The organism is Kitasatospora phosalacinea (assembly GCF_000716545.1).
Lineage (GTDB): Bacteria > Actinomycetota > Actinomycetes > Streptomycetales > Streptomycetaceae > Kitasatospora > Kitasatospora phosalacinea.
This window is the reverse complement of record NZ_JNWZ01000017.1, coordinates 138,635-159,857: the sequence shown is the minus strand read 5'-3', so window position 1 is coordinate 159,857 and position 21,223 is coordinate 138,635. Positions and strand designations below refer to the sequence as shown.

Here is a 21,223-nt window from a genome sequence, read left to right as displayed (position 1 = left end):
TATCGTCGGCAGCGTCAGATGTGTATAAGAGACAGGGGCAGGGTCGGGTCGAGGGGGTAGGGGCCGAGGGTGGCGAGGGCGTCGGCCGGGTCCTCGGCGGGGCCGGTCCAGATCGTGTAGCGGGGGTGGGCGAGCGGTGGGAGGGCCGACAGGCGGACGGGCAGCAGCAGGGTGTCGGAGTCGAGCAGGGCGGTGTCGGTGTCGCCCCAGCGGCCGTTGAGCGGCTGGACGTCGAGTTCGGCGCCGGTGCGGGCGTCCAGGGTGCGGGCGACCAGCACGTCGCTGCCCTTGAGGCGGTCGGCGACCACGGTCGCGTCGGGGGTGCCGTCGCCGTCGGCGTCGAGCGAGGCGCGCACGCCCAGGGTTCCGGCGGGGGTGGCGGCCGGGGCCCACAGGACGGCGGCCAGGTAGAGGGTGCCGCGGCCGTCGACGGCGGCGGCCGCGTAGCGGAGGTTCGCGGAGCGTTCGGCGGGGTCGTCGGCGCAGGGGTCGGTGCCGGCGGCGGGGCAGTCCGGCCAGCGCGGTCCCTCGCCGCCCGGCTGCAGGACGGTGAGCAGGCCGGGGCGGGGGCTCCCGGAGACGGCGAAGGCGGCGGCGGTGCCGAGCGCGGCGGCGTCGGAGGCGGCCCGCGGGGCGGCGAACAGCGGGACGCGCAGCGGCGGGAGGGTGCCGTCCTCGGGGGTGAGGGTGAGCCGGCCGGAGAGTTCGCCGCGGTAGCTGCGGGCGCGGCCGGCCTGGAGCAGGTCGAGGGTGGGGTCGGGGGCGCGGCCGAGGTCGGGGCCGAGCCGGAGCGTGACGGTGACGGTGGCGCTGCCGTGCGGCGGCAGGTCGACCCGGGCGGGCGAGATCCCGAAGGAGGCGCCGGGCAGGGTGGTGGCGGGCGCGTAGCCGGTGGCGTAGGTCAGCGGCCGGTCGCCGAGGTTGCGGACGGTCACCTCGCGGGTGGCGCCGCGCGCGCCGGTGGCCTCGACCGTGCCGAAGGAGACGCCGACCGCGCCCTCGACCTGCGTCCCGTACGCGAGCACGGGGGTGCGGACGGCGGCGTCGGCGCGGACTCGGCCGCTGCCGGTGCGCTCGGGGCCGTACACCGGGCCGGTGCCGCCGTCGCGCAGGTGGGTGTCGGTGGCGGTGTCCATCAGCGCGGCCTTGACCTCGGCGGCGTCGTAGTCGGGGTGCGCGGAGCGGACGAGGGCGGCCAGGCCGGACAGGTGCGGGGTGGCCATCGAGGTGCCGTCCTCGCGCGTGCCGCCGCTGCCGGTGCCGGCCTTGGCGGACCAGATGGTCTCGCCGGGGGCGGCCAGGTCCGGTTTGACGACGCCGTCGACGCCGATGCCGCGGGAGGTGAAGGAGGCGAGGGTGTCGGTGCGCTGCGGCTGGTCCTGCGGGACGGCGCCGTGCAGCGGGTTGCCGGGGGTGGCGAGCCGGACGGTGACCGGGCCGTCCTCCAGCGCTGACAGCAGCCGCGTCCCGTCGGCGCGGGCCAGGATCGCGGCGGGGATCCGGTCGTCGCCGGCGACCTCCCCGAGGCTGTCGCCGTCGGCGGCGTAGAGCGCGCCGACGGCTCCGGCGTCGGCGGCGTGGTCGGCGCGCGGGGCGGAGCCGCAGGCCCGGTCCGGGTCCTTGGTGGTCCAGCGCAGCACGGCGACCTTGCCGCGCAGCCGGTCGGCGTCGGCGGGCGAGAACGGCGCGCAGCCGTCCGACTGGTCGGCGGGGACGGCGAGTTCGCCGCTGACCTCGGTGTCGTCCCAGTGGGTGTACTTGCTGCTCCAGTGCGCGGGGACGTTCCCGGCGAGCGCGGCGGGGGCGAGCACGGTGATGCCGTCGGCGTCGCCGTGCTCGTCGACCGAGGCGGCGGCGGTGAGGACGCGGGCGGCGGTGCCGGGGCTGCCGCCGATGCCATACACGTCGCCCTCGTTGCCGGCGGCGGCGACCACCACGGTGCCCAGGGCGGCGAGCCGGTCGGCGGCCAGCGCGTCGGCGTCGCCGGGGCGGCCGTAGGGGCTGCCGAGCGAGAGGTTGACCACGTCGAGGCGGTCGGACAGGTCGCCGTCGCCGTTCGGGTCGGCGGCCAGGTCGAGCGCGGCGGAGAGCTGGTCGGTGGAGCCGTCGCAGCCGAACACCTTGATGGCGTACAGCTGGGCGCCGGGGGCCGCGCCGGGGGCGACCTCGAAGTCGGCCGGGTCCAGACCGGGCCGGTAGGGGCCGCGGTAGGGCTTGCCGTCGGCGGTGACGCCGAGCCCGGCGGCGGTGCCGGCGACGTGGGTGCCGTGGCCGTTGGCGGCGCAGTCCAGCGGGTTGTCGTCGGGGTGCGGGTCGGGCTGGTGGTGGGGCGAGGCCGGGTCGGGGTCGTAGTCGTCGCCGACCAGGTCCTTGCCGCCGATCACCTTGGCGTTGGGGAACAGGGCGGCGGGGGCGGGGGCGGCGCCGTCCACCGCGCGGTAGGCCCCGGCGGTGCCGGGGCCGCCGAAGTCGGCGTGGGTGTAGTCGATGCCGGAGTCGACGACGCCGATCCGGACGCCCTCGCCGGTGTGGCCCTCGGGGCCGTCCCAGACCCGCGGGGCGCCGGTGAGCGGCACCGAGTACCCGTTGGCGCGCCGCTTGAGCGCGACCGGGCGCACGGCGCGGACGCCGGGCAGCGCGGCCAGCCGCGGCACCTCGGCGGCGGGCAGCCGCAGCGCGAGGCCGCTGGCCAGGGTGCGGGTGCGGTAGAGCGGGCGGGCGCCGGGGGCGGCGCGCCGCAGCGCGGCGGTGAGCGCGTCCAACGAGCGGTCGGCGACGGCCCGTTGGGCGCTGCCCGCGCCGGCGGCGGCGCGCCGGGCCTGGTCGGGGGTGCGCAGCTGCCGGCGGGCGTCGTCCCGGGCCCGCTGCCAGGCGGTGGCGGCGGGCTCGGTGGCGAGCTCCACGAACACGGTGGTGCTCGGGCCGCCGGCCGGCCGGTCGTCGGCCAGCGCGGGGGCGGCGGCCGGGGCGAGCAGGACGAGGGCGGCGAGGAGGCCGAGGGGGGTGCGCACGGCCCCAAGGTAGGAGCCGTCGCGGGGCCGGGGGCGGAGGTTCACCCCATGGGTGACGCCCCGTCACCCGTCCGGCCCAGCACGGGCGTCGGCGGTCAGTCGCCGATCGGGGCGCCGTTGTCGCGGCGGTCGAGGGCGCGCTGCAGGGCGGCGGCGGTGCGGGGGTCGGTCGGCAGGGCGCGGCGGCGGCGCGGGGCCGCGGCGCGGACGGCGGCGACGGTGGTGGTCGTGGTGGCGGCGGGGGCGGTGGTGCGGTCTGCGACGAACGGCATACCGGGCTCCTTGGTGCGGGGGCGCAGCGGCGCGCGGAAGGGGGTGAGGGGTACGCCGAGCAGGGATCGCCTGCCGCACCGCGTACGCGCCCACGGGCCACGCTCCCCGTAGTTGCGGGGGTGGCTCACCGTAGGACTACTCCACGGTACGACGAAGGGGCCGCGAGGTCAGCAGATTTACTTGGATTTCCTAGTATCTGAGACGGGGCCGGTCCACCGGTACGCGAACGGCCCTTCCGCCTCAAGGTCGGAAGGGCCGTCTCCGGGGTGCCGGGGGGCGTCAGCCCAGGTTCACCGAGCGGGCGAACTTGGCGCCGATCGCGGCCGCGATCTCGGTCAGGACCTCCTGGGAGACCTCGCTGTCCACGGTGATCGAGGCCAGCGCGCTGTCGCCGTCCCGGGCGACCTGCATGCCCGCGATGTTGATGCCGGCGTCGCCGAGGATCCGGCCGAGGGTGCCGACCACGCCGGGGCGGTCCTCGTACTGGAAGAACGCCATGTGGTCGGTGAGCGCCACGTCGACGTCGAAGCCGTCCACGCCGACGATCTTCTGGACCTGCTTCGGGCCGGAAAGGGTGCCGGAGATCGACACCTCGCCGCCGCCGGCCAGGGTGCCACGGACGGTGATCACGTTGCGGTGCTCGGGCGACTCGCTGGAGGTGGTCAGGCGCACCTCCACGCCGCGCTCCTGGGCGAACAGCGGGGCGTTGACGTAGGACACCGTCTCGGCCACCACGTCCTCGAACACGCCCTTGAGGGCGGACAGTTCGAGCACCTTGACGTCGTGCTGGGTGATCTCGCCGCGGACCTCGACGTCCAGCCGGACGGCGACCTCGCCGGCCAGCGCGGTGAAGATCCGGCCGAGCTTCTCGGCCAGCGGCAGGCCCGGGCGGACGTCCTCGGCGATCACGCCGCCCTGGACGTTGACCGCGTCCGGCACCAGCTCGCCGGCCAGCGCCAGGCGCACCGACCTGGCGACCGCGATGCCGGCCTTCTCCTGCGCCTCGTCGGTGGAGGCGCCCAGGTGCGGGGTGGCGACCACGTTGTCGAAGGCGAACAGCGGCGAGTCGGTGCACGGCTCCTTGGCGTACACGTCCAGGCCGGCGCCGGCGACCCGGCCCTCCTGGAGCGCCCGGACGAGCGCCTCCTCGTCCACGATGCCGCCGCGGGCGGCGTTGACGATCCGCACGGTCGGCTTGACCTTGTGCAGCGCCTCGTCGCCGATCAGGCCGATGGTCTCCGGGGTCTTCGGGAGGTGGACGGTGATGAAGTCCGAGACCTCCAGCAGCTCCTCCAGCGAGAGCAGCTTGACGCCCATCTGGGCCGCGCGGGCGGCCTGGATGTAGGGGTCGTAGGCGACGATCTTCATGCCGAACGCGGACATCCGCTGCGCGACCAGCACGCCGATCCGGCCGAGGCCGACCACACCGAGCACCTTCTCGCTCAGCTCGACGCCGGTGTACTTGTTGCGCTTCCACTCGCCGCCCTTGAGCGCGGCGTTGGCGGGCGCGATGTTGCGGGCGACCGAGATCAGCAGGCCGCAGGCCAGCTCGGCGGCGGTGACGATGTTGGAGGTCGGCGCGTTGACGACCATCACGCCGGCCTTGGTGGAGGCGGCCACGTCCACGTTGTCCAGGCCGACGCCGGCCCGGGCGACGACCTTGAGCTTCTTGGCGGCGGCCAGCGCCTCCGCGTCCACCTTGGTGGCGGAGCGGATCAGGATGGCGTCGACGTCGGCGATCGCGGTCAGCAGCTCGGCGCGGTCGGCGCCGTTGCAGTGGCGGATCTCGAAGTCGGGGCCCAGCGCGTCGACGGTGGCGGGCGACAGCTCTTCGGCGATCAGTACGACAGATTTGCTCACGACAGTGTGTCCTTAACTGTCCGGTTCACCCCGCCGCACGGAGTGGCGCGCACAGGGCGGGGAGAAGGTGGCATGTCGCGTGGCTAGACGCACGACGCTGTGGGCCTGACGCGTGGTTCGGAGTCTATCGGCGGGGTGGTGCGGGGACTGCTCCCGTCCGGCGAAATCACCCGGACGGGAACAGCCTTGTTGTACAACCGGGAGGGGGCGGGGATCAGGCCTCCTGGTCGACCCAGCTCATCAGCTTGCGCAGCTTCTTGCCGGTGGTCTCCAGCAGGTGCTCGCTGTCCGCGTTCTTGTACTCGTTGTACTTCGGCAGGCCGGCCTTGTACTCGGCGATCCAGGTGTTGGCGAAGGTGCCGTCCTGGATCTCGGCGAGGACCTTCTTCATCTCGGCCTTGGTGTCGGCGGTGATGATGCGGGGGCCGGTCACGTAGTCGCCCCACTCGGCGGTCTCGGAGACCGACCAGCGCATCTTCTCCAGGCCGCCCTCGTACATCAGGTCGACGATGAGCTTCAGCTCGTGGAGGCACTCGAAGTAGGCGATCTCGGGCTGGTAGCCCGCCTCGACCAGGGTCTCGAAGCCGGCCTTCACCAGGGCGGCGGTGCCGCCGCACAGGACGGCCTGCTCGCCGAACAGGTCGGTCTCGGTCTCCTCGGTGAAGGTGGTCTTGATGACGCCGGCCTTGGTGCCGCCGATGCCCTTGGCGTAGGACAGCGCCAGGTCGAAGGCCTTGCCGGTGGCGTCCTGCTCGACCGCCACGATGCAGGGGACGCCGCGGCCCTCCTGGTACTGGCGGCGGACCAGGTGGCCCGGGCCCTTCGGGGCGACCATGCAGACGTCGACGTCGGCCGGCGGCTGGATGAAGCCGAAGCGGATGTTCAGGCCGTGGCCGAAGAACAGGGCGTCGCCCGCCTTCAGGTTCGGCTCGATGGCGTCCTTGTAGACGTCGGCCTGGATCGGGTCCGGAACCAGGATCATGATGACGTCGGCCTCGGCCGCGGCCTCGGACGGGGTGACCACGCGCAGGCCGGCCTCCTGGGCGGCCGCGCGGGACTTGGAGCCCTCCAGCAGGCCGACGCGGACGTCCACGCCCGAGTCGCGCAGCGACAGCGCGTGGGCGTGGCCCTGGCTGCCGTAGCCGATGACCGCGACCTTGCGGCCCTGGATGATGGACAGGTCGGCGTCGTCTTCGTAGAACAGCTCGGCCACGGGGGCACATCTCCTTGCGTGATGGTGATGCCGGGGGTTCCTACCGTAGGCGCACCCGGCGGACTTCGATGACAGTGCTCAGGTTGTAAGACGCGCGCGTCAGGCGGAGCGGTCCAGCGCCCGCAGCGAGCGGTCGGTGATCGAACGGGCGCCGCGGCCGATCGCGACCAGGCCGGACTGCACCAACTCCTTGATGCCGTAAGGCTCCAGCATCCGCAGCATGGCCTCCAGCTTGTCGGAGGAGCCGGTGGCCTCGATGGTCACCGCGTCGGGCGACACGTCGACGGTCTTGGCGCGGAACAGCCGGACGATCTCGGTGACCTGGGAGCGGCTCTCCGCGTCGGCCCGGACCTTGACCAGGACCAGCTCGCGCTGGACGGCCTGGGACTGGTCCAGCTCGACGATCTTGATCACGTTGACCAGCTTGTTGAGCTGCTTGGTGACCTGCTCCAGCGGCAGCTCCTCGACGTTGACCACGATGGTCATCCGGGAGATGTCGGGGTGCTCGGTCGGGCCGACCGCGAGCGAGTCGATGTTGAAGCCCCGGCGGGAGAACAGCGCGGCGATCCGGGCGAGCACGCCGGGCTTGTTCTCGACCAGGACGGACAGGGTGTGCTTGGACATGGTGGTCATCGCTTTCTGGGTCCGTCAGTCCAGGTCGTCGCCGAAGTCGGGGCGCGCGCCCCGGGCGAACTGGATCTCGTCGTTGCTGGTGCCGGCCGCGACCATCGGCCAGACCATGGCGTCCTGGTGGACGATGAAGTCGATGACCACCGGGCGGTCGTTGATCGCCATCGCCTGCTTGATCACGTCGTCCAGGTCCTCGGGGCGCTCGCAGCGCAGGCCGACGGCGCCCATCGCCTCGGAGAGCAGCACGAAGTCCGGGATCCGGGTGCCCTGGGCGGGCGGCTCGATGCCGTCGTGGCCGGGGCCGGAGTGCAGCACGGTGTTGGAGTAGCGCTGGTTGTAGAACAGCGTCTGCCACTGACGGACCATGCCCAGCGAACCGTTGTTGATGACCGCGACCTTGATCGGCAGGTTGTTCAGGGTGCAGGTGGTCAGTTCCTGGTTGGTCATCTGGAAGCAGCCGTCGCCGTCGATCGCCCAGACCGGGACGTCCGGCTTGCCGGCCTTGGCGCCCATCGCGGCGGGGACGGCGTAGCCCATCGTCCCGGCGCCGCCGGAGTTCAGCCAGGTGGCCGGCTTCTCGAACTGGATGAACTGGCTGGCCCACATCTGGTGCTGGCCGACGCCCGCGGCGTAGATCGCGTCCGGGCCGACCAGCTGCCCGATCCGCTCGATCACCTGCTGGGGCGACAACCGCCCCTCGGGGGCGGGCTCGTAGCCGACCGGGTAGGTCGTCTTCCACTCGTTCAGCCGGGTCCACCACTCGGTGTAGTCGCCGCGGTGGCCGGCGTCGAACTCGGCCTGGACGGCGACGATCAGGTCGGCCAGCACCTCGCGGGCGTCGCCGACGATCGGGACGTCCGCCGGGCGGTTCTTGCCGATCTCGGCGGGGTCGATGTCGGCGTGCACGACCTTGGCGTTCGGGGCGAAGGAGTCGAGCTTGCCGGTGACCCGGTCGTCGAAGCGGGCGCCCAGGGTGAACAGCAGGTCGGACTTCTGCAGGGCGGTGACGGCGGGGACGGAGCCGTGCATGCCGGGCATGCCCAGGTGCTGCGGGTGGCTGTCCGGGAAGACGCCGATCGCCATCAGGGTGGTGACCACGGGCGCGCCGGTCAGCTCGGCCAGGATGCGCAGTTCGGCGCCGGCGTTGGCCTTGAGCACGCCGCCGCCGACGTACAGCACCGGGCGCTTGGCGTTCACCAGCAGCTTGGCGGCCTCGCGGATCTGCTTGGCGTGCGGCTTGGTGACGGGGCGGTAGCCGGGCAGCGAGGCCTCGACCGGCCAGCGGAAGACGGTCTGCGCCTGCAGGGCGTCCTTGGCGATGTCGACCAGGACCGGGCCCGGGCGGCCGGTGGCGGCGATGTGGAAGGCCTCGGCGATGACCCGGGGGATCTCGGCCGGGTCGGTCACCAGGTAGTTGTGCTTGGTGATCGGCATGGTGATGCCGCAGATGTCCGCCTCCTGGAAGGCGTCCGTGCCGATCGCCTTGGAGGCGACCTGGCCGGTGATCGCGACGATCGGCACCGAGTCCATGTACGCGTCGGCGATCGGGGTGACCAGGTTGGTCGCGCCGGGGCCCGAGGTGGCCATGCAGACGCCGACCCGGCCGGTGGCCTGCGCGTAGCCGGTCGCGGCGTGGCCGGCGCCCTGCTCGTGCCGGACCAGGATGTGGCGGACCTTGGTGGAGTCCATCAGCGGGTCGTACGCGGGGAGGATCGCACCACCGGGGATGCCGAACACGGTGTCGGCGCCCACGGCTTCGAGCGAGCGGATGAGCGACTGCGCGCCGGTCATGGTCTCGGTGGTCTGGGGACCCGGAGCGTGGGCGGCCGGGTGGTCCCCGCGGCGGGGGGTTGCGGCGTGCTCAGTCATCTGCCTGTCTCTTCTCGGGTTCTGCTCGGGGGGTTGCGGTCCGGGCGGCGAACGGTCCCGGCCGGTCTCCGGCTCTGCCTCAATCGTCCGGATTTCAGGTGGTCGAGGCCAGTTGTGGTGCGATGGCCCACCAGCATTCGTGCAACAAAAAACCCCTCGTGCCAAGGGCATGCGAGGGGGAGGCGCGTCAGGCCGGTTTCAGCCGACGCGCCCGCCAAGTACGAGAATTCGGGTGGTCATGGCACCGACCTTCCTCCCACGCAGTGGCGGGTGTCAAGCTGGTGGGACCGCCGTCTCACCATGCGGGCCACCGCCCGGACCCCCCACGGCGTGCCGTTGCGGCAGGTCGAGACCGGGGTGCGCGGGGCCGGGGCGGGCGGTGGCGGCTTCGGCCAGACCACCCGTTCGCGGGTCCGGTGCGCGCTGCGGGCGACGGCCCGGGCCGCCCTGGGGCTGGCGCGGCACCGGGTAGCCGCGGCGCAGCAGGGCGCGGCGCAGCCGCAGTTCGTCCAGCGGGCGGTCGAAGGCCAGGCCCTGGCCGCGCCGGCAGCCGAGCTCCTGGAGGGCGGCGACCTGCCGGGGGTGGTCGACGCCGTCGGCGCCGGTGACCATGCCGAGGTCGCGGCCCAGGCGCAGGGCGTGGCCGGCCAGGGCGCGGGTGAGGGCGGAGTCGGCGATGTCCTGGACCAGGCTGCGGTCGAGCTTGAGCGCGTCGAAGGGCATCCGGGCGAGGGCGCCGAGCGAGCCGGCGCCGGCGCCGAACCCGGCGAGCGCGGTGGACACCCCGAGGCCGCGCAGCGCGGCGAGCCGGCGGCCGAGTTCGTCGGCCAGCGAGTCCGGGCCGGTCCTGGCCACCTCGATGACCAGCAGTTCGGGCGGCAGTCCGGTGTCGCGCAGCGCGCCGGCCAGCGTCTCGTACAGGCCGGGGGCGCAGATCCGTTCGGCGGCGAGCCGGACGGTGACCGGGACGGGCGGGGCGGCGGGGCCGTCGGCGCGGCGGCGGGCGGCGGCGGTGACGGCCTCGGTGAGCAGCCAGCGGGTGAAGCGGGTGGCGGCGTCGCCGGAGTCGGCGGTGCGCAGGAACTCGGCGGGGGTGAGCAGCAGCCCGCCGGCCGAGCGCCAGCGGGCCTGGGCCTCGACGCCGGTGAGCCGGCCGCCGGCCAGTTCGACCACGGGCTGGTGGAGCAGGGTGAAGGCGCCCTCCCGGACGGCGGCCCGCAGCCGCTCCTCCAGTTCGCCGCGGCGGTCGATCTCGGCGCGCATCGCCGGGGTGTAGAGCACCACCCGGCCCTTGCCGCGGGACTTGGCCTGGTACATCGCCAGGTCGGCGTCGCGCAGCAGTTCGTCGGCGGCGGCCCCGACGGCGGCTCCGGCCGGCTCGGCCCCGGCCGGTTCGGGCCCGGCGTCCTCCGGCCCGGCGGGGGCCGGTTCGGGCACCGGCGGCGGGGTGTCGGGGCCGAAGGCGATGCCGATGGAGGCGGCGACGCCGAGTTCGACGCCGCCGATCCAGTACGGCTCGGAGAGCGCGCCGCGGATCCGCTCGGCCAGGTCGCGGACCTGCGGGTGGCCGAGCCGGCCGCGCACCAGGACGGCGAACTCGTCGCCGCCGAACCGGGCCACGGTGTCCTCGCTGCGGACGGCGGCCTGCAGCCGGCGGGCGGCCTGCACCAGCAGTTCGTCGCCGACCTGGTGCCCGGCGGTGTCGTTGACCGCCTTGAAGCCGTCCAGGTCGAGGAAGAGCACGGCGACGGTGGTGCCGGCCGGGCCCCGGGCGGAGAGCGCGGCCCGGACGCGGTGGGCGAACAGCGCGCGGTTGGGCAGGTCGGTGAGCGGGTCGTGGAAGGCGTTGTGCTGCAACTGGGCCTGGAGGCGGACGCGTTCGGTGATGTCCCGGCTGTTGAGGATCAGGCCGTCGCGGTAGGGGTTGACGGTGGACTCGACGTGCAGCCACTCCCCGTCGCCGGAGCGGATCCGGCACTCGACCCGGGCGGAGGGCTCGCAGTTGCTGAACCGGGCGCCCCTGGTGCGGGCCAGGATCCGGCGGACCTCGGCCAGCACCCGGTCGACGTCCTCGGGGTGGACCAGGTTGAGCAGGTTGCCGCCGACCAGGTCCTCCGGGTCCCGGTTGTAGACCCGCAGGGCGGCGGGGCTGACGTAGGACAGCGCCCCGGACGGCCCGGCGATCATGATGACGTCGCTGGAGCCCTGCACCAGGGAGCGGAAGTGCGCCTCCTTGGTGGCGAGTTCCTGCGCCAGCGAGAGGTTGTCCAGCAGCATCACGCCCTGCCGGACGATCAGCGCCAGGCCCACCGTGCTGGCGGCGGCCAGCATCACTCGGTCCAGCGGGCGGCCGCCGAGCGCGTTGTAGAGGATGCCGGCGGTGCAGACCGCGGCGGCCGCGTACGGGGTGAGCGCGCTGAACGTGGACGCCACCCGGCGGCGCGGCGAGCCCTGGGCGGAGGGGTGCTCGCTGGACGGGCGGCGGCGGGCGTGCTGCCAGGGGGCCCAGGCGAGCAGCAGCGAACCGGCGAACCAGCCGGCGTCCAGCAGTTCGCCGGAGTGGTAGTCGCTGCGGAACTGCGGGGTGGTGAACAGCGCGTCGCAGACCACGGTCAGCGCCAGGCCGATCATCGCGGTGTGCGCGGCGGTCCGGTTGCCGTCCCGGCCGCGGAAGCGCAGCCCGACCACCAGGCTGACCAGCAGGATGTCCAGCACCGGGTAGCCGAGGGCGAGGGCGAGCTTGAGCGGGTCGTCGCCGTCGCCGGCCGCGACCCGGCCCAGGGCCAGGCTCCAGCTGAGCGTGAACAGCGAGCCGGCCACCAGCCAGCCGTCCAGCAGCAGGCAGAGCCAGCCGGCCGGGGTGTGCGGGCGCTGGGCCAGCACCAGCAGGCCGGTGATGGCCAGCGGGGCGAACAGCAGGAAGGCGTAGTCGGCGGAGGAGTCCTGGGGCAGCGGCTGCCGGAGCACCACCTCGTACCAGCCCCAGGCGCCGTTGCCGAAGGCGACCATGGCCGAGGAGAGGCCGAACAGCAGCCAGGCGGGGCGGGTGTGGCCCCCCACCGTGACGCCGTGCGCCAGACACGACAGGGCGGCCGCGAGGGCCGCCCCGGCGAGACCGAAGTCTCCCATCACCAGCGCGAGTTCGCTCGACCCCCAGCCGACGGCGGCGCCGGCGGCGTACCCGGCGCAGAGCACCGCGAGCAGGGTGGCGGCGGCCCGGCGGAACGGGGCTCGGGCAGGCGGCACCGACTCGGTGGAGTTCAATCGACATCTCCCCCTCCGGCCAACGGCCGTACCGGTGTTCCCGCTTCGGACCCTACACCACTGTGGTCACGCACTGGCACGCACTCTCAACTTAGAGTAATGAACCGCAGGTGGCGTGAGGCGGGTTGGGGCGGGGATCGCCCGTTCGGCTCAGACCGGGGGCACGGAGCGGGGGCATGGAGCGGGGGCACGGAGCGGGCGGCCCGCGCAGCGGGGCGCCGATCCTGACGACCCGTCCGGTGGCGGGCGCCGCGCCGTCGGCGGCAGCCGCTGCCCGCCCGGCCGGAAGCCCTACCCGACCGTCTCCCCCTCGGGGAACAGGCGCAGCCGGTGGGCCAGCGCGGCGGCTTCGCCGCGGCCGGTGACGGCGAGCTTGGCGAGGATGTTGGAGACGTGCACGCTGGCGGTCTTCGGGGAGATGAACAGCTGCTCGGCGATCTGCCGGTTGCTGCGGCCGAGGGCGAGCTGGCGCAGCACGTCCCGTTCGCGCGGGGTGAGGCCGAGGCCGTCGCCGGGCCCGCTCGCGGGGTTGTCCCGGTGGCCGAGGCCGAGCCGTTCGGCGAGCAGCTCGGCGTCCCGCCGGGTGCCCGAGTCGCCGCGGCGGCGGGCGAGTTCGGCGGCCTCGCGAAGCTGCGCGGCGGCGCTCTCGCGGTCGCCGGCCGCGGCGGCGTCCTCCGCGGCGCGCAGCAGGGCGAGCGAGAGCGGCCAGGGGAGGCCGACGGCGCGCAGTTCGGTGACGGCGGCCTGCCGGTGGGCGGCGGTGGGGCGGCCGGCGGCGCGGGCGAGCTCGCCGGCCAGCAGCGCGGCCCAGCCGCGGTGGAGGCCGCAGCGGGGGGTGAGCCGGGCGGCGAGGGCGGTGATCCGGGCGAGCGCGGCCTCGCCCTCGGGGGTGCGCGGGTGCTGGTCGGCCTCGGCTTCGGCGGCGTGGGTGAGCAGCGGGAACAGGTGGCCGTCCTGGCCGGTCAGGACGGTGCCGTCGAGTGCTTCGGCGAGCCGGGCGCGGGCCTGGTCGGGGCGGCCGAGGCGGACGGCGAGCCGGATGCCGAGGGTCGCGGTGGGCAGCACGTGCTGGGGTTGGGCGCCGCCGCCGCCGCTGGCGTGGGCGGCGGCCCAGTGGGTCTCGGCCTCGGCGGTGTCGCCGCGCAGCAGGGCGAGTTCGCCGCGCAGGCGGTCCATGAACTCGCCGTGGGTGTCGGCTTCGGGCTTGTCGTCCCAGTCGGCGAGGACGGCGGCGGCCTCCTCGGTGCGGCCGGCGGCGAGCAGCGCCTCGGCGAGGTTGCCGGTGAGGATGGGGCCGGTGTTGAGCAGCAGTCCGCTGCGGCGGGCGGCGTCGAGGCCGGTGCGGGCGGCGGTGACGGCCTCCTCGGCGCGGCCGTGGGCCAGCAGCAGGCTGGCGAGGTTGTTGAGGCCCCGGGTGTGGACGTCGTCGTTGCCGAGCGGGCGGGCCTGTTCGACGGCTTCGGTGAGCAGGGCGAGGGCCCGGTCGCTGTCGTCGAAGTCGCCGAGCAGCCCGGCCAGGGTGACCCGGGCGTGCACCTCGACGGAGGGGGCGCCGACCTGGCGGGCGACGGCGACGGCGCGTTCGGCGGTGGCGACGGCGGCGGGGCCGGGGTTGCGGAGCAGGCCGTGCGAGGCTTCCAGGGAGAGCGCCTCGGCCTGGACGACGGACGGGCCGAGGTCCTGCACCAGGCGGTAGGCGTACTGGATCTCCTCCAGGCCGCCGCCGCGCTTGAGCTGGTCGAGCATCTTGGCGCGCTGCAGCCGGAACCAGGCGGCGCGCATCGGGTTGCGGGCCTCGTCGACCAGGGAGAGCGCGCGGCGGGCCAGGGCCTGGCCGCGGTCGCGGTCGCCGGCCCGGCGGGCGGCGACCACCGCTTCGGCCAGCACGTCGACGAGTTGCAGCCGGTCGCAGCCGTCGTGCTCGCCGTCGTCGCAGGCGCAGGGCGGGTAGGTGTCGGCCCAGTCGTAGGGGCGCAGGGTGGTGGCGAGGGCCTGCTCGGAGACGGTGTCCCATAGTTCGATGGCGCGTTCGAGCATCTTGAGCTGTTCGGCGAAGGCGTTGCGCCGGCGGGCGCCCCGGGCCGCGTCGAGGGCGGCGGGCAGCGCCCGGGCGGGCTGGTGGGCGTGGTACCAGTAGTCGGCGAGCCGGGCGGTGCGCTGTTCGGCCCGGACGAGCTCCGGGTCGGCCTCCAGGACGGTGGCGAACCGCCGGTTGATGCCCTGCCGTTCGCCGGGCAGCAGGTCGTCGGAGACGGCCTCGCGGACGAGGGCGTGCCGGAACCGGTAGCCCTCGCCGTCGGTGTCGGGGCGCAGGATGTTGGCGCCGACGGCGGTGCGCAGCGCGGAGATCAGCGCGTCCTCGCCGCCGGCGCCGCTCTCCGCGACGACGGCCGCGAGCAGGGCGTGCTCGATCCGGGAGCCGCCCTCGGCGGCGATCCGGACGATCCGCTGGGTCTCCTCGGGCAGCGCCTCGACCCGGACCAGCAGGATGTCGCGCAGCGATTCGGTGACGCAGGCCAGGCAGCCGTCGCGGTAGGCGGCGGCGAGTTCCTCGACGAAGAACGGGTTGCCCTCGGAGCGGCGGTGGATGCGGTCCACCACGTCCCGTCCGGGGGTCTCGGAGCCGAGGATGCCGGCCAGTTGGGCCGCCACCTCGGGCCGGTCCAGGCGCTCCAGTTCGTGCCGCTGGACGGTGCGCAGCCGCTCCAGCTCGGCCAGGAACGGGCGCAGCGGGTGGCGGCGGTGCAGGTCGTCGGTGCGGTAGGTGGCGACGATCAGCACCCGGGAGCGGTGCAGGGTGCGGACCAGGTAGGCGAGCAGTTCCCGGGTGGAGCGGTCGGACCAGTGCAGGTCCTCGACGGCGAGGACCAGCGTCCGGCCCTCGGACAGCCGCTCGAACAGCCGGGCGGTGTGCTCGAACAGCCGGGCCCGGCCGTACTCGTCGTTGCCCTCCCCGTCGACCTCCCCGAAGTCCGGCAGCAGCCGGGCGAGGTGGCCCTCCAGCCCGGCGGCGGCCGCGTCCAGCTCCGGCCCGAGCCGCCGGTGCAGGCGGCGCAGCGCCGCCGAGAGCGGCCCGTACGGCAGGCCCTCGGCGCCGACCTCCAGGCAGGCGCCGAGCGCGGTCACCGCCCCGTCCGCCTCGGCCCGCGCCAGGAACTCCTCGACCAGCCGGGTCTTGCCGACCCCCGCCTCGCCGCCGACCAGCACGGCCTGCGGCTCCCCCGCCCCCGCCCGGCCCAGGGCCGCGCCGAGCAGGTCGGTCTCCCGGCCGCGTCCGACGAACACCGGGCTGACTGTCTGCTCCATGTCCGTGAGCATGCCACAGCCCTCGAACAGCGCCGAACGGTTATCCCGGTCCGCGGACGGACCGGGTCCGCCGGTCATCCCGCGCAGCCCGCCGCGGCGGCCGAACGGCCCGGCTCCGCGACCGACTTGGTGCGCGGCGCGGCCTCCCGGCGGACCGCCCGCACCACCCGCTCGACCAGTCCGGCGCGCGCACCGGCCGCCTCGCGGGCCAGGCGCCCGGCGGCGGCCCGGTGGTGCAGTTCGCGTTCCCGTACCTTGAACAACTCGTACTCGTACACGGTGTTTCCCCTCGTCGTCTGCTGGTGTCCAGCCTCCGCCCCCAGGGGGGTGCGCCACATCGGGAGCCTGCCCGATCTCCGCGGGCCGCCGACCGCGGAAACGCCGGTGCCCGCCCCCTCCCGGGGGCGGGCACCGTGCTCGGCGGGGCCTAAGGGGCCTCCTTAGGCCCCGCCGCACCGCCTTAGGAACCTCGGAAGCCTCAGGCGAGCTTCTCCAGGATGAGGTCCTTGACCCGGGCCGCGTCGGCCTGCCCGCGGGTGGTCTTCATGACCGCGCCGACCAGCGCGCCCACCGCCTGCACCTTGCCGTCGCGGATCTTCGCGGCGACGTCCGGGTTGTCGGCGATGGCCTGGTCGACGGCCGCGCCGAGCGCCGAGTCGTCCGAGACGACGGCCAGGTCGCGCTTCGCGACCACGTCGTCCGGCTCGCCCTCGCCCGCGAGGACGCCCTCGATGACCTGGCGGGCCAGCTTGTCGTTGAGCTTGCCCTCGGCGACCAGCGCGCACACCCGGGCCACCTGGGCCGGGGTGATCGGCTGCTCGGACAGCTCGGTGCCGGTCTCGTTGGCACGACGCGCCAGCTCGCCCATCCACCACTTGCGGGCCTGGTCGGCGGGGGCGCCGGCCGCGATGGTCTCCGTGATCGGCTCCACCGCACCGGCGTTGAGCACCGACTGCATGTCCTTGTCGGTCAGGCCCCACTCGGCCTGCAGCCGGGCCCGGCGGACCCGCGGCAGCTCCGGCAGGGAGACCCGCAGCTCCTCGACCCACTCCCGGGCCGGGGCGACCGGCACCAGGTCGGGCTCCGGGAAGTACCGGTAGTCCTCGGCGTTGTCCTTGATCCGGCCCGCCGTGGTGGACCCGTCCTCCTCGTGGAAGTGCCGGGTCTCCTGGACGATCGTGCCGCCGTCGGTCAGCACGGTGGCGTGCCGCTGGATCTCGAACCGGGCCGCCCGCTCCACGCTGCGCAGCGAGTTGACGTTCTTGGTCTCGCTGCGGGTGCCGAACTTCTCGGTGCCGTTGGGGCGCAGCGACAGGTTCACGTCGCAGCGCATCTGCCCCTTGTCCATCCGGGCCTCGGAGACGCCCAGCGCCCGGATCAGCTCGCGCAGCTCGGCCACGTACGCCTTCGCGACCTCCGGCGCCCGGTGCCCCGCGCCGGTGATCGGCTTGGTGACGATCTCGATCAGCGGGATGCCGGCCCGGTTGTAGTCCAGCAGCGAGTACTCCGCGCCGTGGATGCGGCCGGTGGCGCCGCCGACGTGGGTGGACTTGCCGGTGTCCTCCTCCATGTGGGCGCGCTCGATCTCCACCCGGAAGACCTCGCCGTCCTCCAGCTGCACGTCGAGGTAGCCGTTGAAGGCGATCGGCTCGTCGTACTGGCTGGTCTGGAAGTTCTTCGGCATGTCCGGGTAGAAGTAGTTCTTCCGGGCGAACCGGCACCACTCGGCGATCTCGCAGTTCAGCGCGAGGCCGATCCGCACCGCCGACTCCACCCCGACCGCGTTGACCACCGGCAGCGAGCCGGGCAGCCCGAGGCAGGTCGGACAGGTCTGCGAGTTCGGCTCCGCCCCGAGTTCGGTGGAGCAGCCGCAGAACATCTTGGTCTTGGTACCCAGCTCGACGTGGACCTCAAGGCCCATCACCGGGTCGTACGAGGCGAGAGCCTCCTCGTAGGAGACCAGGCTCATGACGCTCACAGCGTCCCTTCTTCAGTCATGGAGGTTCAGCCGAGCAGGACGTCGTCGTCGCCGAGACGCTTGAGCTCGCGGACGAGGAGCGCGGTGCCGGTGACCAGGGCGGCGGCGCCGACCAGGGCGTTGACCAGCTTGAGGGTGTCGTTGTCGGCGCGCGCGGTGCGGGCCTCCTTGACGATGGAGATCGCGCCGAAGGCGCTGGTGCCGATGGACAGCCACAGACCGGGCTTCGAGTGCTTCCAGCCCTTGGCCTTCTCGATCTTGCTCATAGTGCCGGTGCCTCCTCCAGCAGGGCGTGGCCCCACTTGTCGTTGAGCGCGGCCTCGACGGCGCCGCCCACGCGGTAGAGGCGGTCGTCCGCCATCGCGGGGGCGATGATCTGCAGGCCGACCGGGAGATTGTCCTCCGGGGCGAGCCCGCAGGGCAGCGACATGGCCGCGTTGCCCGCCAGGTTCGAGGGAATGGTGCACAGGTCGGCGAGGTACATCGCCATCGGGTCGTCTGCCCGCTCGCCGATCGGGAATGCCGTGGTCGGGGTGGTCGGGGAGACCAGCACGTCCACGCCCGCGAAGGCCGCGTCGAAGTCCCGCGAGATCAGGGTGCGGACCTTCTGCGCGGAGCCGTAGTAGGCGTCGTAGTAGCCGGAGGACAGCGCGTAGGTGCCGAGGATGATGCGGCGCTTGACCTCGGCGCCGAAGCCGGCCTCGCGGGTGAGCGCGGTGACCTGCTCGGCGGAGCGGGTGCCGTCGTCGCCGACCCGCAGGCCGTAGCGCATGGCGTCGAACCGGGCGAGGTTCGAGGACGCCTCGGACGGGGCGATCAGGTAGTAGGCGGGCATCGCCAGGGTGAAGGACGGGCAGGAGACCTCGACGACCTCGGCGCCCAGTTCGCGCAGCAGCTCGACGGACTCCTCGAAGCGCTGCATGACGCCGGCCTGGTAGCCCTCGCCGGCGAACTCCTTGACCACGCCGATCCGCATGCCGCGCACGTCGCGCGTCCTCGCGGCGGCGACCACGTCGGGGACGGGCGCGTCGATGGAGGTGGAGTCCAGCGGGTCGTGCCCGGCGATGGCCTCGTGCAGCAGCGCCGTGTCGAGCACGGTGCGGGCGCACGGGCCGCCCTGGTCGAGCGAGGAGGAGAAGGCGACCAGGCCGTAGCGGGACACCGAGCCGTAGGTGGGCTTGACGCCGACGGTGCCGGTGACGGCGCCGGGCTGGCGGATCGAGCCGCCGGTGTCGGTGCCGATCGCCAGCGGCGCCTCGAAGGCGGCCAGCGCGGCCGCCGAGCCGCCGCCGGAGCCGCCGGGGATGCGGGTGAGGTCCCACGGGTTGCCGGTGGGGCCGTAGGCGGAGTTCTCGGTGGAGGAGCCCATCGCGAACTCGTCCATGTTGGTCTTGCCGAGGATGACGACGTCGGCGTCCTTCAGGCGCCGCGTCAGGGTCGCGTCGTACGGCGGGACCCAGCCCTCCAGGATCTTCGACCCGCAGGTGGTCGGCATGCCCTCGGTGGTGAAGACGTCCTTCAGCGCGAGCGGCACGCCCGCCAGCGGGCCCAGCTCGGCGCCGGAGGCGCGCTTGGCGTCGACGGCGCGGGCCGCGGCCAGCGCGCCCTCGCGGTCCACGTGCAGGAAGGCGTTGACCTTCTTGTCGACGGCGTCGATCCGGTCCAGGTGGGCCTGGGCGACCTCGACCGCCGAGACCTCGCCCCTGGCGATGGCGCCGGCCGTCTCGGCCGCCGTGTACTTGATCAGCTCGGTCATCTCGGTCAGTCCTCCCCGAGGATCTGCGGCACGCGGAAACGCTGGTCCTCGCTCGCCGGGGCGCCGGACAGCGCCTGTTCCGGGGTCAGCGACGGTCGCACCTCGTCCGCGCGCATCACGTTGGTGAGCGGGAGCGGGTGGGAGGTCGGCGGGACGTCCTGCTCCGCGACTTCGGAAACGCGGGCGACCGCGCCGATGATCACGTCGAGCTGCTCGGCGAAGTGGTCCAACTCCTCCGCCTGCAACTCCAGACGCGACAGCCGGGCGAGGTGGGCGACCTCCTCGCGCGTGATGCCAGGCATGCAGCGATCCTCAAGGGTGAGTTCTGGTGGGCCGGACCTTGCCCGCTGGGCACGCCGGTCCTTTCGGTCCTAAGGGGCCATCCTATGGGCGGAGGGGGAGCACCCGGGAACGCGTTCCCGGGTGCTCCCCCTCCCGCGGGTGCGCTCAGCGCGGCAGCGACTCCACCGGCGGCGCGTCGTTGCGCCGCACCAGCAGCCAGGCGGTGGCCTGGTCGGCGGGCAGCGCCGCGGAGACCAGCCAGCCCTGGACGGCGTCGACGCCCATGTCCTGGAGCCGTTCCCAGGTCTCGTCGTCCTCGACGCCCTCGGCCACCACGGTCAGGCCCAGCGAGTGGGCGAGTTCGACGGAGCAGCGGACCACGGCCGCGTCGTGGTCGTCGGCGACCATCCGGGAGACGAAGGAACGGTCGATCTTGAGTTCGCCGACCGGGAGGCTGCGCAGCCGCACCAGCGAGGAGTGCCCGGTGCCGAAGTCGTCCAGGGACATCCGGACGCCGTAGCGGCGCAGTTCGGCGAGGGTGTCGGCGGCGCGCCGGCTGTCGTCGAGCAGCAGCCGCTCGGTGATCTCCAACTGGAGCGCGGCGGCGGGCACCTGGTGCCGGGTGAGGTGTCCGGCGACCCGGGCGGCGAAGCCCGGGTTGAGGACGTCGCGGGGCGAGACGTTGACGGCGACCGGGACCATCAGGCCCTGGTTGCGCCAGCGGGCGATCTGCCCGACGGCGCGTTCCAGCACGTAGTCGGTGAGCCGGGGCATCAGTCCGGAGGACTCGGCGAGCGCGATGAACTCGTCGGGCGCCACCCGCCCCTGCCCGGGCCGCTCCCAGCGGACCAGCGCCTCCAGACCGACGACGCTGCCGTCGAAGGCGACCTTGGGCTGGTAGTGCAGTTGCACCTCGTTCATCTCGATGGCCCGCCGCAGGTCGCCGAGCAGGCCGATCCGGTACGGGGTGTCGAGGTCGCGCGCCTCGTCGTAGCACTCGACGCCGCTGCGGCTGTGCTGGGCGTGGCCCATCGCGACGTCGGCCCGGCGCAGAAGCGATTCTGCATCCTGGGCGTTGGCGGGGTAGGCGCAGACGCCGGCGCTGGCCTCCAGGACGAGCAGCAGGCCGTCCAGCCGGATCGGCGCGGCGAGTTCGGTGATCAGCGCCTTCGCCGTCCGCTCCAGCACCTCGGTGCCGCCCACCCCCGGCAGCAGCACGGCGAACTCGTCGCCGCCCATCCGGGCCACCACCGGGCGCTCGCCGCGCCGCACCGCCGGGGGCAGCACGGTGCCGTCCTCGCCGTCCCTGGGGTGGCCGGTGCCGGTGCGCAGGGCGCGGTGCAGCCGACGGGCGATGTGCACCAGCAGCCGGTCTCCGGCGGTGTGGCCCAGCGCGTCGTTGAGGGAGCGGAAGCGGTCCAGGTCGAGCAGGATCAGGCCGACGCCGTAGTCGGGTTCGGCCTGGTGCTCGGCCAGCGCCTCCTGGGTGGCGATCAGGAGGGCCTGCCGGTTGGGCAGGTCGGTGAGCGGGTCGGTGAGCTGGTCGCGCGCCCGGTCCCGGGCGATCCGCCAGGCGGCCACCAGCACGGCGAGGGGAACCGAGAACAGCGGGAGCAGTTCGGGTTCGTAGCGGTACACCAGGACGGCCAGCGGGATGAGCGGCGCGGCGCCGGCCAGCAGCACGCCGAGCAGCAGGACCGCCCCTGCCACCCCCCGCGGCGGGCGCGTGGGCGCGCCGCCGGTCGTACGATCCATAAGCCCAGTCCTCCGTCGGGCCCGCC

General features: G+C 74.2%; 13 protein-coding genes and 1 pseudogene. All 14 read right to left on the bottom strand.

Features of this window, described 5'->3' with window-relative positions:
- Window positions 1-14: 14 nt before the first annotated feature.
- A complete protein-coding gene (locus OO48_RS11510) occupies window positions 15-3,011 on the bottom strand; it encodes a S8 family peptidase (RefSeq protein WP_157845430.1) in 2,997 nt (998 codons plus the stop codon).
- A gap of 95 nt (window positions 3,012-3,106) precedes the next feature.
- A complete protein-coding gene (locus OO48_RS38195; protein WP_157845429.1) occupies window positions 3,107-3,283 on the bottom strand; it encodes a hypothetical protein in 177 nt (58 codons plus the stop codon).
- Window positions 3,284-3,563: 280 nt separating this feature from the next.
- Complete coding sequence (gene serA / locus OO48_RS11505) at window positions 3,564-5,144, bottom strand: phosphoglycerate dehydrogenase (RefSeq protein ID WP_033214862.1); 1,581 nt, start codon at window positions 5,142-5,144, stop codon at window positions 3,564-3,566.
- 214 nt (window positions 5,145-5,358) lie between these two features.
- Window positions 5,359-6,357, bottom strand: a complete 999-nt coding sequence (ilvC, locus tag OO48_RS11500) for a ketol-acid reductoisomerase (protein WP_033214860.1) — start codon at window positions 6,355-6,357, stop codon at window positions 5,359-5,361.
- A gap of 99 nt (window positions 6,358-6,456) precedes the next feature.
- Window positions 6,457-6,981 carry an acetolactate synthase small subunit gene (gene ilvN / locus OO48_RS11495; RefSeq protein ID WP_033214916.1) on the bottom strand — a complete coding sequence of 175 codons (525 nt, stop codon included), beginning with the start codon at window positions 6,979-6,981 and terminating at the stop codon, window positions 6,457-6,459.
- Between the two features lie 24 nt (window positions 6,982-7,005).
- A complete protein-coding gene (locus OO48_RS11490) occupies window positions 7,006-8,856 on the bottom strand; it encodes an acetolactate synthase large subunit (RefSeq protein ID WP_033214859.1) in 1,851 nt (616 codons plus the stop codon).
- Between the two features lie 273 nt (window positions 8,857-9,129).
- Window positions 9,130-12,120 carry a putative bifunctional diguanylate cyclase/phosphodiesterase gene (locus tag OO48_RS11485; protein WP_033214857.1) on the bottom strand — a complete coding sequence of 997 codons (2,991 nt, stop codon included), beginning with the start codon at window positions 12,118-12,120 and terminating at the stop codon, window positions 9,130-9,132.
- A 291-nt stretch (window positions 12,121-12,411) separates the two neighbouring features.
- A complete protein-coding gene (locus OO48_RS11480; RefSeq protein ID WP_245194594.1) occupies window positions 12,412-15,426 on the bottom strand; it encodes a helix-turn-helix transcriptional regulator in 3,015 nt (1,004 codons plus the stop codon).
- 74 nt (window positions 15,427-15,500) lie between these two features.
- Window positions 15,501-15,704, bottom strand: coding sequence for a hypothetical protein (locus tag OO48_RS11475; RefSeq protein WP_033214853.1), 204 nt, complete (start codon window positions 15,702-15,704; stop codon window positions 15,501-15,503).
- Window positions 15,705-15,904: 200 nt separating this feature from the next.
- Window positions 15,905-17,404 (bottom strand): Asp-tRNA(Asn)/Glu-tRNA(Gln) amidotransferase subunit GatB, encoded by a 1,500-nt coding sequence (gatB, locus tag OO48_RS11470; RefSeq protein WP_033214851.1) that lies wholly within the window; start codon window positions 17,402-17,404, stop codon window positions 15,905-15,907.
- A 26-nt stretch (window positions 17,405-17,430) separates the two neighbouring features.
- Window positions 17,431-17,670 (bottom strand): hypothetical protein, encoded by a 240-nt coding sequence (locus OO48_RS11465; protein WP_033214849.1) that lies wholly within the window; start codon window positions 17,668-17,670, stop codon window positions 17,431-17,433.
- Window positions 17,667-19,160: an Asp-tRNA(Asn)/Glu-tRNA(Gln) amidotransferase subunit GatA gene (gene gatA / locus OO48_RS11460; protein ID WP_033214847.1), complete on the bottom strand. Its 1,494-nt coding sequence runs from the start codon at window positions 19,158-19,160 to the stop codon at window positions 17,667-17,669. Before gatA ends, OO48_RS11465 begins: the two co-directional genes overlap by 4 nt.
- Before the next feature lie 5 nt (window positions 19,161-19,165).
- The gene (gene gatC / locus OO48_RS11455; protein ID WP_033214845.1) at window positions 19,166-19,462 is read right to left on the bottom strand and encodes an Asp-tRNA(Asn)/Glu-tRNA(Gln) amidotransferase subunit GatC; all 297 of its coding nucleotides are present in this window, start codon (window positions 19,460-19,462) and stop codon (window positions 19,166-19,168) included.
- A 145-nt stretch (window positions 19,463-19,607) separates the two neighbouring features.
- Window positions 19,608-21,134: pseudogene (locus OO48_RS11450) on the bottom strand (putative bifunctional diguanylate cyclase/phosphodiesterase); the annotation flags it as partial.
- Window positions 21,135-21,223 lie beyond the last annotated feature (89 nt).

Coding starts and splice junctions, on each gene's coding strand:
- OO48_RS38195 (WP_157845429.1), bottom strand. CDS start 3,283: ATGCCGTTCGTCGCAGACCGCACCACCGCCCCCGCCGCCACCACGACC.
- ilvN (WP_033214916.1), bottom strand. CDS start 6,981: ATGTCCAAGCACACCCTGTCCGTCCTGGTCGAGAACAAGCCCGGCGTG.
- OO48_RS11490 (WP_033214859.1), bottom strand. CDS start 8,856: ATGACTGAGCACGCCGCAACCCCCCGCCGCGGGGACCACCCGGCCGCC.
- OO48_RS11480 (WP_245194594.1), bottom strand. CDS start 15,426: ATGGAGCAGACAGTCAGCCCGGTGTTCGTCGGACGCGGCCGGGAGACC.
- OO48_RS11465 (WP_033214849.1), bottom strand. CDS start 17,670: ATGAGCAAGATCGAGAAGGCCAAGGGCTGGAAGCACTCGAAGCCCGGT.
- gatA (WP_033214847.1), bottom strand. CDS start 19,160: ATGACCGAGCTGATCAAGTACACGGCGGCCGAGACGGCCGGCGCCATC.
- gatC (WP_033214845.1), bottom strand. CDS start 19,462: ATGCCTGGCATCACGCGCGAGGAGGTCGCCCACCTCGCCCGGCTGTCG.